Origin of the sequence: Albidovulum sp., from assembly GCF_041919395.1 — a bacterium.
Taxonomy (GTDB): Bacteria; Pseudomonadota; Alphaproteobacteria; order Rhodobacterales; family Rhodobacteraceae; genus Albidovulum.
Genome location: NZ_JAYRTX010000076.1, coordinates 1 through 16466 on the forward strand (window position 1 = coordinate 1; position 16466 = coordinate 16466).

A 16466-nucleotide genomic window follows, 5' to 3' on the forward strand; every position below is an offset into this window, starting at 1 on the left:
GCGACGCGAGGTACCGCAAGACGGCCGAGCGAACCGGCGGGATCAACAGCAGGATGCCCATGGTGTCGGTGAAGAAGCCGGGCGTCAGCAGAAGCGCCCCGGCGAGGAGGATCAAGGCCCCGTGCGCGATCGGCTCGGTCGGATCGCGCAACTCGTTCAGAGAGCCCCGGAGCTCGGCGAGCGCCAGCGCCCCCTGCATCCTTACGAGCCAGCTTCCCGCGATCGCGGTCAGAAGCACGATCGCAAGTGTCGGCCAGAGGCCGATCAGACCGCCGACCTGTATGAACAGGCCGATCTCGATCAGCGGAACCGCAATGAACGCGACCAGAAGCCACATGAGATGTCCTTTCCGGGGCCGATGTGGACTTGACCCCACCCGTCACTTACATAAGTGGGAAGTGACTTCGATACCAACCCCGCCGGGAACCCGTGCGGCCGCAAGGGCCATTTTCCGATGAACAGCGCTGTCATCCAGCTTCTCGTCCTTGCGGCGATTGCGATCTTCCTTATCCTGCGGCTGAAAAACGTGCTCGGCAGCCGCGAAGGCTTCGAAAAGCCGCCGGCGCCCGCGCGGCTTCCGGATGAGCGCAAGGGCCGTTTCGAGGTCATCGAGGGCGGTCCCGACCGCGACATCACCGATCATGTCCCCGATGGCAGCGACGCTGCGCGGGCGCTAGCTGCCATGAAGCAGGCGGAGCCGAGTTTCTCGGTCTCCGACTTCCTCTCCGGCGCGCGCGGCGCGTACGAGATGATCCTGATGGCCTTCGAGAAGGGCGATCTCGCGAAGGTAGAGGCCTTTCTTTCGGAGGATGTCCACGAGGCCTTCGCGGAGGTCGTGGCCCAGCGCGCCTCGCGGGGCCTGAACGTCACGGCGGAGTTCCTGGGCATCCGCGAGGTCACGCTGCAGGACGCCGAGTTCGACCGGGCCACCGGTGAGGCCGAGTTGACGGTCCGCTTCGCCAGCGAACTGACCTCGGTTGCCCGCAACGCCGCGGGCGAGATTGTCGAGGGCGACCCGAAGGAAGTGCGGCGCCAGCGCGATATCTGGACCTTTGCCCGCAGGATGGGGTCGAACGACCCGAACTGGCAGCTCGTCGCGACCGGCGCCTGATCCGTGGCGGCCCGGCGGTTGGCGTTCAACACGCTGTCCGGCTGGGTGGCGGATGACCATGCCGCCGCGCTTGCCGCCTATGCGGCGACCGCAGATCTGCTTGACGGATCCTGGCCACGGCCCGGCAAGGGTGCTGCACGGGATTTCTTCGAACGCAACTTCAGCCCGGTTCTCATCGGCGATCCTCCCGCGCTGGTGACCGGATACTACGAGCCCGAGGTTGCAGGGGAACTTGCCCGCACCGGCAATTTCCGCCATCCGCTTCATGGGCGTCCTGCCCTCATCGGCAGCGGCCCGTGGTTCACGCGGGCGGAGATCGTCGCAGGCGACCTGCTCGCGGGCCACGAACTCGTCTGGCTTGAGAGTGCGGTGGAAGCCTTCCTGGCGCAGGTTCAGGGCTCTGTCCGCGTCCGCATGCCCGACGGTTCGGTGCGTCGTTTCGGCTTCGCGGGGAGGAACGGCCATCCCTACCGCTCGATCGGGGTCGAGCTCGTCCGGCAGGGTGAGATCGCGGAATCCGCGATGTCGGCCGCAGCTATCCGCGCCTGGTGCCTGGCGCGCCCCGAGGCGGTGACGAATCTTCTGAACCACAACCCGTCCTACGTATTCTTCCGCCCCCTCGACCTCCCTGAAGATGGCGGGCCGCTCGGCACCATGGGCCGGCAGGTGACAGCCGGCCGGAGCTTGGCGGTGGACCCGGACCACATCCCCCTTGGGGCACCGGTCTGGGCGGAGGCCGGCGATATCCGGGCGTTGATCATTGCGCAGGATACGGGCAGCGCAATCCGCGGTCCGCAGCGGGGCGACATCTTCTGCGGCAGCGGGGATGATGCCGGCCGCCGTGCTGGCGCCATGCGGCTCGGTGGCCGGCTCGTCACGCTCCTGCCCCACGAACTGGCCGCGAGGGTCGCGCCATGAGCCGCCGACGCCGCGGACTCAGCGAGGAGGAGCGCGCGCTCTGGGACCGGGTTGCCGGGACGGCGAAGCCCATGCGGACCCGGCGCCCCCTCTCGGCACTTCACGAGCCTGCGCCGAAGGTGAAGCCGCCAGTAGCGAGGCCCGCAGCGGCGGAATTCCACATCGGCGATCTCGCCCGACCGCTGACCGCCATGCACGACCTCGCCCCCACGATCGAAGAGCGGCTCGCGACGCAGACGGTTCGCATGGACCGGCGCGCGCATCGCGATCTGACACGCGGCAAGCTTGCTCCCGAAGGGCGGATCGACCTGCACGGCATGACCCTGGCCGAGGCGCATCCGGAACTGATCCGCTTCGTGATGGCCGCGCACCGAGCCGGCAAGCGCCTCGTTCTCGTCATCACGGGCAAGGGCAAGCGCGCCGACGATCACGGGCCGATCCCGCAGCGCGTCGGCGTGCTCCGCCATCAGGTGCCCCACTGGCTGACGCAACCGCCGCTGGGCACCGTCGTTCAGCAGATCGCGTCGGCACACCTGAAGCATGGCGGCATGGGAGCCTACTACGTGTACCTGCGCCGCGCCCGCTAGTTCTGGAGGCCGGACATCGCCGTGACCGGCGACAGGACGATCTGAGTGGCGCCCTGCACGGTCAGGACTGCGCCTGACAGCAGGCCGGTGCGTGACGCCTGATCGGCTGCAAGCACGGTATCGACATCGCCGATCCGGCTGAGGATCGAGATGAGCGCCGGCGAGTTCGCGACGTTGAAATGCCCCGCTCCCGTAGAAAATGCGGTGGTATCGAGCAAGACGACGTCCAGGTTGCCAAGTTCGGCAATGTCACGCACGTTGCCGAGCCGGTCGGCCTGTCCGGTAATCCGTGCCGAGAGTGCAAGCGCCCGGTCCCTGCGCGACGTGAAGATGATGATCGGATTCTTCAACGGTCCAACGGCTTGCGCCTGCGCGCGGAACACGTCGACATCAATATCGGGTGAGATCAGCACGACAGCCTCTATGCGCGAGAGAAGCTGCTTGTCGCCCCGGATCGCTATCTGCCGGAGCGTCTCCATCGCCAGGGCCGAGCCCATGGAATGGGCGATGATGAGGACATTCTGCGCCCCGGCCCGGTCTACCTGACGCAGCAGCGCTTCGAGCCCGTCGCGGGCAAACATGGCGCTGTCGCGGTCATAGACATAGGCCAGCGCATGAGCGCGCGAAGGCCAGGAATAGTGGACGAGAGCCCCTCCAAGGTCGAGGTCGTGGCCAAGTTGCGCAAGCCGGTAGGCGCCTTCGGCAAAGCTGGAGTTGAACCCGTGGACGAACACGACTGCGTTGCGCTCGCCGGGTGTCATGCGGGCAAGTTCGGCCGCGAGGTCCCGGCGAAAGGCCGTTCCAGAGGGATAGGCGACTTCGCGCGTCGTCAAGAACTCCCTGTTGGGATCGGGCTTGCGGTGCGGAGGCGTCCAGCGAATCTCACCAGGGGACCGCTCAGGAGGCACCGCGATGTCCAGCCGCGCGAAGCGCGTGATCTCGCTGCGGGCGCGGCCATATTCCTCGCCAGTGTCGGCCATCTCGCCGCGTGTCGTGCCGATGAAGACGGGTTCGACCGTACCGATCGACGCCGCCGACGGATCGACCCGGACCTCTCCCCGCGGCGCGCATCCCGCAAGGCTCAGAAAGATCGCCACCGTTCCGACAATCCGCTGCATCACGCCCTCAACCGCGCCCTCGCACCCTGATTAACCCAACCAGAACGGTCGCGCCACGTTATCAGAGCACATACCGGCTGAGATCCGCGGACCGGACGAGATCGCCGAGGTTCTTCTCGACGAACCCGGCATCGATCGTCACGGCGTCGCCCGCGCGATCGGGGGCGGTAAAGGAAAGCTCCTCGAACACCCTCTCCATGACGGTGTAGAGCCTGCGCGCGCCGATGTTCTCGATGCTGCGGTTCACCTCCGCGGCGATCCGGGCAAGTGCGGCAATCCCGTCCGCCGTGAAGCTGACCGATACCTCTTCGGTTCCCAGCAATGCCGTGTACTGCCGGGTCAGCGCATTGTCCGTTTCGGTCAGGATGCGCACGAAATCCTCTTCCGTCAGCGCGCGAAGCTCGACCCGGATCGGCAGTCGGCCCTGCAACTCGGGCAGAAGATCAGAGGGCTTGGCGATGTGGAAGGCACCGGAGGCGATGAAGAGGATGTGGTCGGTCTTCACCGCGCCGTACTTCGTCGACACGGTCGTGCCCTCGATCAGCGGCAGGAGGTCGCGCTGCACGCCCTCGCGGCTGACATCCGCGCCCCGCGTCTCGGCCCGGGCGCAGACCTTGTCGATCTCGTCGATGAAGACGATGCCGTTTTCCTGCACCGCCTCCAGGGCCGCCGCCTTCACCGCCTCGTCGTCGAGCAGCTTGTCGGCCTCTTCCTGGATCAGGAGTTCGTAGCTTTCGGCGACGGTCATGCGCTTGCGCACGCGCCGACCGCCGAAGGCCTTGCCGAAGAGGTCGCCCAGGTTCATCACTCCCATGCCCGGCTGGCCGGGAAGCTCGAATGGCATCTGCGGCGCCGCCTCGGCCACATCCAGCTCGATCATCGTGCCGTCAAGTTCGCCCTTCTTCAGCCGCGTGCGGAACATCTCCCGCGTCTGTTCGCGGGCGTCCGCGCCGGCGATGGCTTCGATCACCCTGTCCTCCGCCGCCTTGTGGGCGCGGGCCTTCACCTCCTCGCGCATGCGCTCGCGGGTTTCGATCATCGCGGCGTCGGTCAGGTCGCGCACGATCTGCTCGACGTCGCGGCCGACATAGCCCACCTCGGTGAATTTCGTCGCCTCGACTTTCAGGAACGGCGCCTTCGCCAGCTTTGCGAGGCGGCGCGATATCTCGGTCTTGCCGACGCCCGTCGGCCCGATCATCAGGATGTTCTTGGGATAGACTTCATCCCGCAGGTCGTCGGAAAGCTGCTTCCTCCGCCAGCGGTTCCGCAGGGCCACGGCAACCGCACGCTTGGCGTCCCTCTGGCCGATGATGAAACGGTCGAGTTCCGAGACGATCTCGCGCGGGGTCAGGTTGGTCATTTAAGCTCCGAATAGGGCGGCAACCGGTTCTTGCCTGGGAAATCGGGCAGCGACCGCATGATGGCGGCGCGCAACGGCACCCACCAGGTGCCAAGGATGGTGAAGAATGCGCCGAGGATGATGAGAATCCGTGCCCAGTCCATGGCGTCGGCCGCCCCGTCGCCGGTGACGGCCCAGTAGATCACGGCGCCGACATAGGCGGTGCCCGCGGTCAGAATCGACCGACGGTCGATGATGAGCGCGACGAGCGCGAAAATCACAAGCGCCAGCGTGGTCGGGAGGATCGCGGCCGATCCCCCGGCGCCCCAGATGTTCCCGGCGATGGAATTGACAAGTGCCGCGCCAGCCAGCAGGTGCAGCCAGAAGGCGGTCGCCGAATGCCGCCCGATCCGGTGCGTGTCCTTCAGGTCGAACCACATCGCGCCGGCGAAGGCACCGATGCCGAAGACCAGCGAGGCGAGCGTGAGATTGGCACGCGGGACAAAGCTGCGCACCCACCCGTCCAGATCGTGGACCATGCCGCCGGGATTGTAGCGGGTGAAAAGCGCGTAGGTCGCCAGCAGCGCAAAGAGGCCGAAGACGAACATCGAGAAGGGCAGCCGGAAGCGGCGGAACCAGACGAGGACCGCCGCTGCCGTCAGCGATGCCGAGGCGAAGGCGACGCCCCTGAACCCAAGGTCCATCTGCCCGAGGAAGGTGAGCAGCGAGACGTAGATTCCGCCTGAATAGGCACTGACGAGCACCATCGACGGCAGGTTCATCCGCCGCCTCAGCGTGAAATATCGCGCCATCGCCCATGCCACCCCGGCGATGATCGCGGGGATCAGGATCAGGACCGTCACCCCGCCGAGCACGGTCAGCAGGAGCGCGAGCCCGCCGATAAGCACCACGAGGCCGGTGGCGATGAAGATTTCGGCAAAACCCCGGAAGAACTCGAACGGCTCATCCTCGCCTGGAAGGGCACCACGTTTGCCTGCCCGGTCATTGGCAAGCGCCATCAGCCCCGCGGCCTGCGCCTCGGTCACGATCCCGGCGGCAACTGCGGCGCGCAGGTCGGCCGAGCCGAAGGTGTTCGGCTCCTCAGCCACGGATCGTCTCCACAGTGAGGTTGCCGTTGGTGTAGACGCAGATATCGGCCGCGATGGCCATGGCCCTGCGCGCAACCTCCTCGGCCGAGAGGTCCGTCTCCATGAGGCCCCGCGCGGCGGCGAGCGCGAAGTTTCCGCCCGAACCGATGGCGGCCACGTCATGTTCGGGCTCCAGCACGTCGCCCGCGCCAGTCACGACAAGGAGCGTCGTTCCGTCGGTGACGATCAGCATTGCTTCCAGCTTCTGGAGGTACTTGTCGGTGCGCCAGTCCTTCGCCAGTTCCACGCAGGCGCGCATCAGCTGCCCGGGGGCCGCCTCCAGCTTCTTCTCCAGCCGCTCCAGGAGCGTGAAGGCATCCGCCGTCGAGCCGGCAAAGCCCACGACCACATCGCGCCCGCCCGGCGAAAGCCTGCGGACCTTGCGCGCGGTGCCCTTGATCACCGTCTGGCCGAGGCTCACCTGGCCGTCGCCCGCGACCACGACTTCGCCACCGCGGCGGACACCGAGGATCGTCGTGCCGTGCCAGCCCGGAAACGTGTCATTCGCCATCGGCCCCTCCGTTCTTCACGACCCTATATGGCCACCGCCGCCATGGGCCGCAACCGCCAAGAAAAAGGGCGCCGGAAGGCGCCCTAGCCGGTCTGTTTTCGGGATCGGGTTCAGATCGCGGACTCGATCCAGTTCTGCAGCGCGGCCTTCGGCGCGGCGCCGACCTTGTTCGACACCACCTGACCGCCTTTGAACATGAAGAGAGCCGGAATGCCACGCACGCCGAACTGCATCGGCAGGTCGGGGTTCTCGTCGACGTTCACCTTGGCGATCTTCACCTTGCCGGCATACTGTTCGGACAGTTCCTCCAGCGCCGGGCCGATCTGCTTGCAGGGGCCGCACCACTCCGCCCAGAAGTCGACTACGACGGGAATGGCGGAGTTGCGGACCTCGGTGTCGAAGTTGGCGTCGGTGACGGCGACGGTGGACATGGAATCTCTCCAGATCGGGAACGGTTGCGCAGAAGGTATGGACCGTCCCCGGGCGCGTCAAGGGATGGTGGTTGCCAGGAGCGCGGCCCTCACGATCTCGGGAGGCAGCGGCATGAGGGTGCCGGTCCGCGTCCAGAGGATCGCTGTTTCGATCCGGCGATCCGGATAGATCTGCCCGAGCATCGCCGCGTAGGCGCCCATCTGGCGCAGGATTCCGTCAGGCACATCTTCGGGCCGCCCGGGCACAACGACATTCGATTTGTAGTCGACCGCCAGCACGCTGCTGTCGGAGACGATCAATCGGTCGATCGTGCCATGCACGACCCGCCCGCCCAGCGCCGGCACCCGCGCCGTGACCTCGACCTCCGTCAATGCCCCGCGACCGAGAAGCGCTTTCATCTCGGGTGCCGACAGAACTTGGCGTGCCTCGGCCAGAATCGTCTCTGTTTCTGCCGAATCCTCCGCCGCCGGCCCCTCCGAAAGAAGCGTCCCCGCCAGTTCGGGCCAGTCGGCCTCCGGCCACAGTGGCAGGTGCTCGAGAAGCCGGTGGAGCCAGGTGCCGCGCCGCATCGCTTCGTCTTCGTTTCGGGCCCCCTCTCCCGGAAGCGCCTTGGCGCCGCCGAGTGCCGAGGGCGACAGGGGCGGTGGGGCGCGTACTGGCGCCCCGGGTTGTTCGTGCACCCACAGGGGCGTCGCCTCGCGTCGCGGACTGTCGCCGGCGCGATTTGGCAGGTTTGAGGGCCAGGTGCCGCTTTCGTGCCGTCGGCCGACGCCGCCTTCGACGATCAGGTCGATCGCCCCGGCCTTCTCGATCCCGTCTGCGACGAGGCTGTGCCAGCTTTCCCGATCGTCTCCCGCATCGCCGGCGCCGCAGACGATGAGCCAGCTTTCCGCCCGCGTCATGGCAACGTAGAGAAGCCGCATCCGTTCGTCCCGTTGGCGTTCCAGCATGGCCTTTCGTTCCGCGGCGATCAGCGCCGGGCTTTCCTCTGAGGGCGTCTTCCAGAGAGCGCCCGCCTTCGCGGCGAGGATGGGATCACGGACGTCGTTCCGCCGCCTGGCGGTGTCGGGCAGGATGACGACGGGCGATTCGAGTCCCTTGGCGCCGTGGACCGTCATCACCCGGATTGCCCGGGTCGCGGTGTCGAGCCGCCGCTTGATCTCCACCTCCTCGGCATCGAGCCAGCCAAGGAAACCGGTAAGGCTTGGCACCGAGGCCCGCTCGTAGCCGAGCGCTTCGTTCAAGAGCGCATCGATCCCTTCCTCGGCTTCCGGCCCGAGGCGGGCGACAAGCCTCCCGCGCCCCTCGTGCCGCGTCAGGATCCTTTCGAGGAGTTCGAAGGGCCTGAGGAAGTCGGCGGCATCGAGCAGGTCACGCAAGATCTCCAGCGTTGCCAAATGACCCTCGGCCCCAGCCCGAAGCGCGCTCCAGAGGTAGCTCTTTTCCGGGCGCGGCTGGGCAAGGTCATAGAGCGCCCCTTCGCTCCAGCCGAACAGGGGCGAGCGCAGGGCGGCGGCGAGCGAAAGGTCATCCTCGGGCGTGGCAAGGAACCGCAAGAGGGCGGTGAGGTCTTTCACCGCCAGTTCGCCGCCGATCTTCAGCCGATCCGCGCCGGCGATCCTGAGCCCCGCCGCCTTGCAGGCGCGGATGATCTCGTGGAAGAGATCCGACCGACGCTGCACGAGGACAAGGAAGTCGCCCTCGTCCACGGGACGCGGGCCCTTGTCCGTCGGGATCGCCACGCCCTCGTCGATCATGCGACGGATGTTCTTGGCGATCCGCCGGGCAAGCACGACGTTGTGGTGATCTTCGGGCAGAAGATCGACGGGGTCGTACCAGTTCTCCGGCTCCGGTTCCTCTGCCTTTGGCACCAGTGGCCACAGGTCCACCCGTCCCGGCCGGTCGACATGGAAGGCGATGTGCTTCGGACTGCCGCCGAGTCCCCGGTTCACCCGTTCGTCGAACGTGAGATCGACAACGCGCAGGATCGCGTCGGAGGAGCGGAACGAATGTTCAAGCTCCAACGTCACCACCGCACGCCCGATCTGGGCATACTTCGCCGTGAAGTGATCGCGCATGGCATCGAAGGCGGCAAGGTCGGCGCCCTGGAAGGAATAGATCGACTGCTTCTTGTCGCCGACGACGAAGATCGTCCGCTCGACCCTCCGCGCGCCCTCGCCCGTCGTGAACTCCTCGGCAAGACGCTCGATCACCTGCCACTGGCCGGGGCTCGTGTCCTGCGCCTCGTCCACGAGGATATGGTCTATCCCGCCGTCAAGGCGGAAAAGGACCCAGGACGCCACCGTCCGGTCGGACAGAAGCACCGCGGACCGTGTGATGAGGTCGTCGAAGTCCAGCAGGCCGGCTTGGGCTTTTCGTGATTCGTACCGCGGCAGGAAGGCTGCGGCAAATCGATGAAGCGCAAGCGTCTTCTCGGCGGCAGCAAGTGCGAGGCGGCGTTCGCGCCCGTCGGCAAGGCGGGTCATCAGCGTCTCGATCTGCGGCATCAAGGCGGCAGCGGGACCTTCGCGGACATCTTTTGTCGGCACGACGCCGATCTTTGCGCCGTAGGGGTTCGCGGCCTTTGCGCCGAAGAGGAAGAGACGCTCGAGCGACGCTAGGAAGGCCGCGCCGCGAGGTTCGCGCAGTGCAGTTTCGATCCCCGAGGCAAGCTCCACATCCTTCGACTTGCCGGACATGAGGACGGGAACCAGCTGCCGCAGTGCGTCGATATCCCCGGGCGCGAGCGTCGCGCCGACGAGCGCGTCCTCGTCGACGTCGGGGCGAAGGCCAAAGCCCGCGAGTATCTCTTCACGGCCGAGGCTCGGATGAAAACAGGCTCTGATCCGGCAAAGATCCGAGAGAAATGTTCCGAGGTCCTCGCCGGACAGCAGGCCCGCACCGGCATCGAATGCCGCCAAGTCGTCGCCCGATGCCATCTCCTCGGCTATCTCGTCGCGCAAAAGGCGGGCCGCGCGGTCGTCGAGTTCGGTGAAGTCGGGTGATACCCGGGCTTCGAGCGGAAACCGCCGCAGGAGGCCCGCGCAAAAGGAGTGGATTGTCTGGATCTTCAATCCGCCCGGCGTCTCGATGGCGCGGGCAAAGAGCCTCCGCGCGCGCGCCAGTGCGTCGCCATCGACGGGCCCGTCGAGTCCGAGGGCGGCAAGCTCCTCGCGCAACTTATTCTCGGGCAGCATGGCCCAGGCACCGAGCCTTCGGAACAGGCGGTTCTGCATCTCGCTGGCGGCGGCCTTGGTGTAGGTCAGGCAAAGGATGTGCTGTGGCTCGGTGCCGCCAAGAAGCAGCCGCGCAACCCGATCGGTCAGGACCTTGGTCTTGCCCGATCCGGCGTTGGCAGAAAGCCACGTCGAGGCCGCCGGGTCGGCCGCCTGCACCTGCCGTTCGCTCGCGTCGTCGCGCCTCATCCCACGTCCTCCGGCGTCGAGGGGGAGGCCATCTCCCACTCGCCGAAGCGGGCCAGATGGTCGTAGTCACCGGCGGCGAGTGTTCCGAATACGGCGCGGCGAGACGTATATCCGGTCGTGCGACGCGCGAAAGCTCCGATGAGCCGGTGCAGCGACGCCCACGCCTCGGCCAGGATGTCCCGGTCGATCGGGACGACCGCTTCCTTGCCCTCGCCGCCAAGCTGGATGTAGGTCGCGCCCTCGACGCCACGCGGTCCGAGGGCGGCGAAGGCGCCGCGCTCGGCCATGGCTGCCTCAAGGAGAAGCTGCTTGTCGAAGGTTCGCTGCTGCTTGGAACTCGGCGGCGTGCCGGACTTGTAGTCGTAGATGTGGACACGGCCATCGCTCAGGAGGTCGATGCGGTCGGGTCGGGCCGTGAGGGTGAACGCGACGCCCTCCAACGGGACGGAGCCCTTCTCTTCGATGATCGCGGGCACACCCCTTGTCGCTCTCAGGGATTCCGCCGCCACGAAGGCGGGTGCAATCCGCGCAATTCGCATGCGCCAGAGGCGCTGGGCGCTGGGCCAGGGGACCTGATCGGCCAGCACCGACCCGGTCACGGCGAGAAGACGTGCCTTGGCCTCGGCCACAGTCTCACCCGAAGGACGTTCTCGTACGAAGCGGGCGACAATGTCATGCAGGGTCTCGCCCCGCATCCTGGCATCGGGTCGGCCGCTCAGGGGGTCGAGTGGATAGAGACGCAGGATGTGCCGGGCGTAGATGGCGTAGGGGTCGCGGATGAGCGTCGAGATGCCGGTCACCGCCAGGCTCCCGGGGCGGGCGCCGACCGGCGGGCGCGGCGCGGGTCGCGGGGCTGGGGGAACGCGCGCTGCGGGCGTTTCGAGCGCCGCCGCGAGGCCCAGCCAGTACCGGCCCCGGGCGCGCATTGCCTCCAGCGCTTCGGGGCCATCCTGGTCGGCAAGACCGGCGAGCAGGTTGGTCAGCCTTGCGAGCCACCGTGACGGCACCGTCTCTGCCTCCTCGTCGCGGACGGCGCGGGAAAGGACGACCTCGACCGCTGCCGCTGCCTGCTGGAAGTCATGGGCGGAGAGCCCGATCTGCCGCTCGGGCAGCAGAAGCCCTGCCTTGAGCCGCATCTGCCGCGAGAGCCAAGGATCGGGTGCGGGCGGGGCGGGCCAGATGCCTTCGTTCAGTCCGGCAAGGATGGTCAGGTCCGCCCCCCCGGTGCGGACCTCGAGCGTGCCACGAATGGCAACCAGTGGGTGCGCTTCCGGTCCCTGCCGGACGTTACCGGCCGAGAGGAGCCTGGTCACCATTTCGACGTAGTCCGTTGGCGAGAAGTCGGCGCCATGCACGGCTTCGCGCCGCAACTCCTCCATCACGCTGCGCGCAAGCTCACCGGCTTCGCGCCGCCAAAGCTCGCTTGCCTCAACGTTCCCGCCTGGCCCCGCGGCAATGGCACCGGCGAGCGCCAGATGCGCGTCTACACAGGCGCAAAGCGTACTGTCTGCCGGGCGGGTGGCGCTAGCGAGGATCGTCCCCACCCATTCCGCCCAGGCAAGGCGCTTGGACTCGCCCTTCCGGGCCGCCCAGACGGAAAGGGCCGCCGCAGTCGGAAAAGCGGGGCCATGACGTCGCAGGTGAAGTTCCAGATCGCGCGTGAACCGCAGATGCGATCCGCGATCACCGGCGCCCGTCGCCGCGAGCGGGTGCTTCAGAAGCACGATCAGCGCTTCGGCAGACACCGGCCGCCCGAAAAGTTGCGCGACGTGACGCAGGAATCGGCCCGGCGCGGATTGCACCAGCGGCCTGCCGGCGCTGTCGTCCGGGATGATTCCCCAGCGGTCCAACGCGGCCGTGACACGGCGGGCGAGCACGCGGTCGGGCGTCACGAGGTGCGCGCGCCGACCGTCCTCGGCCGCCTTGCGCAGACGAAGCGCGATGGCGAGCGCCTCGGCCCGCGGGTCGGGGGCCTCGATGAGATCGAGCCGCTCGGTGGCGGGAAGAAGCGGGCCAAGCGCGGCCCCCTCCCGGATCCATTGGTCGGTCACCGGCGCCGGCCGGAGCGACAGCGAGATCAGCCGGTTCCGGGCGGGGTCGGTTGGCGGCGTCCCGGCCCATCTGCCGACAGCGGATGGCGTGACGCCGAGCGCCCGGGTCAGCGCGAGGAACCGGTACTGCGGATGGTCCTCGTTGGGAACTGGCCCGGCGTGAAGGCTGTCCCAGGCAAAGCCGGGCATGTCGAAGTCGAACCCGGGCAGCACGACAGCGCCATTCGGCAGCCTCGCCGCCGCGCGCATCAGAAGCTGCGTCGCTCCGCGCGACCCGGTGGAGCCCGCGATGATCACCGGGTCGGGCGGCGGGCAATTGACCCATCGATCTGCCAGCGCCTCGGCGATCCGCCTCTGCCGCGCCTCCGCATCCGGCGTGGCATCGACCGCGAAGTAGCGCGAGACGATGCGGATGAAGGCGAGACTGCGCTCCCAGTGCGCGGCATGATCTTCGGCGAGATCGGCCGCATCGAGCGCCGCAGGTGTCACCCCTTCGCCCTGCATCTCGTCCATGAGCGCGGCGAGGCTCTCGGCAAGATCGAAGACGGCTGTTCCGGCCGCAAAATCCGCCTCGCGCCGGACAAGTTCGGCGACCAGCCGGGCGAGTTCGAGCCGACGCCTGAGTGGCGGCACTGCTGGCGGCACGCCGGGCATCGGAGTGCGGCCGAGATCGGTGACGATCCTGAGCCGCGGAAGCAAGCGTGCGCCGCGCGCATCAAACGCGGTACGGACGGCCGAGAGCATGCGCGCGGTGTTGAGATAGACAGTCACGCGCGCGATGGCCTCGGGCGCAGCGCTCGCCATCCGCGCGAGAAGACCGTCGACGAAGGCCGCGGGAAAATCCACTCCGGGCGGCAAGCCGTAAAGCTTCACCTCTGCGTCGTGGTCAATCACGCCCGTTCCCCCGCAAGAGCGCCTCGGCCAGCGGAATCGACTCCGGCCGACCCACGTCGCACCAGCCGCCGACATGGACGGTGCCGAAGAGCCGCCCGCCCGCCGCCATCTCGTTCCAGAGCCGGTTCAGCGAGAAGACCCGCTCTCCGACCCGGCCGAGGCCGTCCGTCTTCACGATCCCCGCCCCGGTGTAGACAAAGCCGCGCCCGCGCCGGATGCGCCCGTCGGCACAGAGATCGAAATCGCCCGCGCCGGTGTGGCCGGTCGCCGCCTCGCGCGGAACGAGGAGGAGGAGCCCATCCATCGGGTCCGGCCGCCAGGCGGTGCGCAGCTCTTCGATCGGGTTGGCGCCGGTCCAGACCGCGTCAGTGTTCAGCGTGAAGACGGGACCCTCCCCCAGCAGGGGAAGCGCATTCAGAAGCCCGCCGCCGGTTTCCAGGATCAGCGGCGTCTCGTCCGAGAACCGGATGCCCGGGCGCATGGAAAGGTGTCGAACGATCTGGTCGGGAAGATAATGCAGGTTGGCGACAACATCGCGGATGCCGGCACCGTCCAGCACAGCCAGAGCGTGGTCGAGCAACGTGTGCCCGCCGACCTCGATCAGGGGCTTTGGCCGGTCCTGCGTGAGAGAACCCATGCGGGTGCCAAAGCCGGCCGTGAAGAGCATCGCGGCACTGGGGTTCATCCCGATCCCCCTGCGAGCCGGGCGATGCGTTGCGGTGTCGGCGCAGGCAGGCCGGCACGGACGGCTGCGGCAAGCCCGGCCAATTCCGGATGCAGCAGATTGCGCTCCAGCGCAGCCCAGACGCGGGGCAGGTATGCGAGGTAGTGCGGCTTGCGGTCGCGCTGGGCGAGACGGGCGAAGACGCCGACGATCCGCAGCGCCCGCTGCGCGCCGAGGAGCGAGTAGGTCGCCGTGAAGCCTTCCATCTCAAATCCCCGCGCTGCCACGTAGCGCGCGATCATCGCCTCCTCGGTCCCCTTGGCAAGATCGCGCCGTGCGTCCTGCAGAAGCGACACGAGGTCGTAGGCCGGGTGGGTCACGACGGCGTCCTGAAAGTCGAGCAGCCCAAGCCGCGCATGGCCCCCGCGGTCGGGGAGCCAGATCAGGTTCTCGGAATGGAAGTCACGCAACGACAGGACCGGCGTGGCATGGTTCAGCCGGTCATACAGTTCCTTGACCAGTTCCGGCAGGGCGTATGCGGCTGCGCTCGAAGCCGCGCCGATTCCGCGCAGATACCAATCCGGTGTAAGTGCCGTCAGCCCGGCAAGCGCAGGCCCGTCGAGCGCCGCGGCGAAGGCCGGCGGCCGATGGCGATGAAGGTCCGAGAGGAAGTCTGTCGCGGCGGCATAGATCGTCCGTTCCCGGTCCGGCGCCGATGCAAGCAACCGGGCGACCAGCGCGTCGCCGAGATCTTCGAGCAGAAGCAACCCCCTCGCGTGATCCCCGGCCAGGATCCGCGGAGCGGAGTAGCCCCGGTCGCAGAGCCACCGATCCATCAACTCGAAGCGCCGCGTGTCTTCGCCGCGCTCCGGCGGGGCGTCCATGAGCACTGCGCTTTGCGCACCCAGCCTCAACCGCTCGTATCGCCGCGCGGAGGCGTCCCCGGCGAGCGGCGCGCGGTCTGCGGCATCCCAGCCTGCGGCGGCGAGAAAGGCTGCGATGTCCCTTCCGCGATCACTCATCGGCGCGCCACTCCCCTTCCGCGAGTGCGGCGAGTACCGGGGCCCAGCGGGAGGCGGACGCCGAAATCGATACGTCCCGTTCGGCGTCCCCGCCTGATGCTGGCGAAAGCGTGATCGCCAGCGCGCCCGAGGGGCAGGCATCGCCCAGCCGGTCGGGCCATTCGACCAGGCAGATGGCTTCTTCGAACGCGTCCTCCAGGCCAAGTGCTGCAACCTCGTCGGCTCCGCCGAGGCGGTAAAGGTCCGCGTGCCAGATTTCGACCGGCCCCGCATCATAGACCTGTACCAGTGTGAAGGTCGGCGACGGCACGTCCTCGGAGCGGCCAAGGTCGGCCAGGCGCGATTGGATGAGGCCGCGGCAGAAATGCGACTTCCCTGCCCCGATGGCGCCCTCCAGCAGAACCGTATCGCCCGCTCCGAGCCGGGCGCCCAGCCAGCGCGCAAGCCGCGTCGTCTCCTCGGGCGAGCCAACGGTGAGGTGGACGGTTCGGACAAGGGGCGCGGCATCGCTCATGTGGCGACTTTACCGGCCCCGCCCCTGCCCGCAAGGGATCAGACGACGGCCGCCCCGCGCACCATATGGTCCCCGCGTCGGATCCGGCGCCCGCGGCGAAGAGGCGGTCGTGCCACCGGTGGCCGCGCGAATGCGACGAGTGTCGCCCCGCCCGGAAGCGGCACGACCCGGCAGACGAGCACATCTCCACCAAGGAGGCGGAGGTCGGCGGTCCACGCGGCCCGCTCCTCCATTGCCAGCACGAAATCACGGATGTCGCCGAAGGCCGGATCGGGCTTTGACACCTCCTGCCAGCGCCGGATCGAATCCACGACGGTGACCTTCCCGAGCGTCAGCGCAGGCTCGACACCCCAAAGCGTATCGTAGGCGCTGTTAGAAAGGATGAGTTCGCCCGCCGGCGAGAAGACGACGATCGCCTCCTCGACCGTGTCGACAACGGCCTGTCCAAGCTCGATCTCCGACCGGAAGCGGCGCGTGAGAGTGATCTCCGCGGTGATGTCTTCGAGAAGGAAGGCCACAGCCCCGTCCGGATGCGGCCGCCCTACAACGTGATAGGTCTGGCCCGAGGGCAGCGTCCATGTATCCTCGTAGAGCCCGCGAGACGCCTGTTTTTCCAGATCCATCATCTGCTGGCGCCAGCTCGCGTAATCCTTCGGTTCGGGGATTACCTGGCGTTCGCGCAGCCGGTCAAGAAAGGCATGGAGCGTGGGCCGCGCCGATAGGAACTCCACT

The 16466-nt window shown here is 67.8% G+C and carries 14 protein-coding genes and 1 pseudogene; 3 read left to right on the forward strand and 12 right to left on the reverse strand.

Annotation, left to right across the window (positions count from 1 at the left end):
- Window positions 1-337, reverse strand: a 337-nt coding sequence (locus ACMUOO_RS12645) for an FxsA family protein (RefSeq protein ID WP_413855431.1), incomplete at its 3' end; no start/stop codon positions are given.
- 117 nt (window positions 338-454) lie between these two features.
- Between ACMUOO_RS12645 and ACMUOO_RS12650 the strand changes: the two genes are divergently transcribed.
- From ACMUOO_RS12650 to ACMUOO_RS12660, 3 genes are read left to right on the forward strand one after another with little or no spacing between them, the layout of a single operon-like run.
- Window positions 455-1111, forward strand: coding sequence for a Tim44/TimA family putative adaptor protein (locus ACMUOO_RS12650; RefSeq protein WP_301919770.1), 657 nt, complete (start codon window positions 455-457; stop codon window positions 1109-1111).
- A gap of 3 nt (window positions 1112-1114) precedes the next feature.
- A complete protein-coding gene (locus tag ACMUOO_RS12655) occupies window positions 1115-2029 on the forward strand; it encodes a murein transglycosylase A (protein WP_301919771.1) in 915 nt (304 codons plus the stop codon).
- Window positions 2026-2616 carry a Smr/MutS family protein gene (locus tag ACMUOO_RS12660; protein WP_301919772.1) on the forward strand — a complete coding sequence of 197 codons (591 nt, stop codon included), beginning with the start codon at window positions 2026-2028 and terminating at the stop codon, window positions 2614-2616. Before ACMUOO_RS12655 ends, ACMUOO_RS12660 begins: the two co-directional genes overlap by 4 nt.
- Here the strand turns inward: ACMUOO_RS12660 and ACMUOO_RS12665 are convergent.
- The 11 genes and pseudogenes from ACMUOO_RS12665 to ACMUOO_RS12715 form a co-directional block, all read right to left on the reverse strand.
- Entirely contained in the window at window positions 2613-3734 is a 1122-nt protein-coding gene (locus ACMUOO_RS12665; protein ID WP_301919773.1) for an alpha/beta hydrolase, read from the reverse strand. The genes ACMUOO_RS12660 and ACMUOO_RS12665 overlap by 4 nt on opposite strands.
- A 61-nt stretch (window positions 3735-3795) precedes the next feature.
- On the reverse strand, window positions 3796-5094 hold the full coding sequence (gene hslU, locus ACMUOO_RS12670) for an ATP-dependent protease ATPase subunit HslU (protein WP_301919774.1): 1299 nt from the start codon (window positions 5092-5094) through the stop codon (window positions 3796-3798).
- Window positions 5091-6182 carry a hypothetical protein gene (locus ACMUOO_RS12675; RefSeq protein ID WP_301919775.1) on the reverse strand — a complete coding sequence of 364 codons (1092 nt, stop codon included), beginning with the start codon at window positions 6180-6182 and terminating at the stop codon, window positions 5091-5093. Before ACMUOO_RS12675 ends, hslU begins: the two co-directional genes overlap by 4 nt.
- Window positions 6175-6732 (reverse strand): ATP-dependent protease subunit HslV, encoded by a 558-nt coding sequence (gene hslV / locus ACMUOO_RS12680; protein WP_301919776.1) that lies wholly within the window; start codon window positions 6730-6732, stop codon window positions 6175-6177. Before hslV ends, ACMUOO_RS12675 begins: the two co-directional genes overlap by 8 nt.
- Window positions 6733-6842: 110 nt before the next feature.
- Window positions 6843-7163 carry a thioredoxin gene (trxA, locus tag ACMUOO_RS12685; protein WP_301919777.1) on the reverse strand — a complete coding sequence of 107 codons (321 nt, stop codon included), beginning with the start codon at window positions 7161-7163 and terminating at the stop codon, window positions 6843-6845.
- Between the two features lie 57 nt (window positions 7164-7220).
- Window positions 7221-10589, reverse strand: coding sequence for a double-strand break repair helicase AddA (gene addA, locus ACMUOO_RS12690; protein ID WP_301919778.1), 3369 nt, complete (start codon window positions 10587-10589; stop codon window positions 7221-7223).
- Complete coding sequence (gene addB / locus ACMUOO_RS12695; protein WP_301919779.1) at window positions 10586-13534, reverse strand: double-strand break repair protein AddB; 2949 nt, start codon at window positions 13532-13534, stop codon at window positions 10586-10588. The genes addA and addB overlap by 4 nt, the downstream gene beginning before the upstream one ends.
- A complete protein-coding gene (locus ACMUOO_RS12700; protein WP_367891219.1) occupies window positions 13527-14219 on the reverse strand; it encodes a nucleotidyltransferase family protein in 693 nt (230 codons plus the stop codon). The genes addB and ACMUOO_RS12700 overlap by 8 nt, the downstream gene beginning before the upstream one ends.
- The gene (locus ACMUOO_RS12705) at window positions 14216-15220 is read right to left on the reverse strand and encodes an aminoglycoside phosphotransferase family protein (RefSeq protein ID WP_301919780.1); all 1005 of its coding nucleotides are present in this window, start codon (window positions 15218-15220) and stop codon (window positions 14216-14218) included. The genes ACMUOO_RS12700 and ACMUOO_RS12705 overlap by 4 nt, the downstream gene beginning before the upstream one ends.
- On the reverse strand, window positions 15213-15734 hold the full coding sequence (gene tsaE, locus ACMUOO_RS12710) for a tRNA (adenosine(37)-N6)-threonylcarbamoyltransferase complex ATPase subunit type 1 TsaE (protein WP_301919781.1): 522 nt from the start codon (window positions 15732-15734) through the stop codon (window positions 15213-15215). Before tsaE ends, ACMUOO_RS12705 begins: the two co-directional genes overlap by 8 nt.
- A 38-nt stretch (window positions 15735-15772) precedes the next feature.
- Window positions 15773-16466, reverse strand: a pseudogene (locus ACMUOO_RS12715) (diguanylate cyclase); the annotation flags it as partial.

Coding starts and splice junctions, on each gene's coding strand:
- ACMUOO_RS12650 (WP_301919770.1), top strand. CDS start 455: ATGAACAGCGCTGTCATCCAGCTTCTCGTCCTTGCGGCGATTGCGATC.
- ACMUOO_RS12660 (WP_301919772.1), top strand. CDS start 2,026: ATGAGCCGCCGACGCCGCGGACTCAGCGAGGAGGAGCGCGCGCTCTGG.
- ACMUOO_RS12665 (WP_301919773.1), bottom strand. CDS start 3,734: ATGCAGCGGATTGTCGGAACGGTGGCGATCTTTCTGAGCCTTGCGGGA.
- hslU (WP_301919774.1), bottom strand. CDS start 5,094: ATGACCAACCTGACCCCGCGCGAGATCGTCTCGGAACTCGACCGTTTC.
- hslV (WP_301919776.1), bottom strand. CDS start 6,732: ATGGCGAATGACACGTTTCCGGGCTGGCACGGCACGACGATCCTCGGT.
- trxA (WP_301919777.1), bottom strand. CDS start 7,163: ATGTCCACCGTCGCCGTCACCGACGCCAACTTCGACACCGAGGTCCGC.
- addA (WP_301919778.1), bottom strand. CDS start 10,589: ATGAGGCGCGACGACGCGAGCGAACGGCAGGTGCAGGCGGCCGACCCG.
- ACMUOO_RS12700 (WP_367891219.1), bottom strand. CDS start 14,219: ATGAACCCCAGTGCCGCGATGCTCTTCACGGCCGGCTTTGGCACCCGC.
- ACMUOO_RS12705 (WP_301919780.1), bottom strand. CDS start 15,220: ATGAGTGATCGCGGAAGGGACATCGCAGCCTTTCTCGCCGCCGCAGGC.
- tsaE (WP_301919781.1), bottom strand. CDS start 15,734: ATGAGCGATGCCGCGCCCCTTGTCCGAACCGTCCACCTCACCGTTGGC.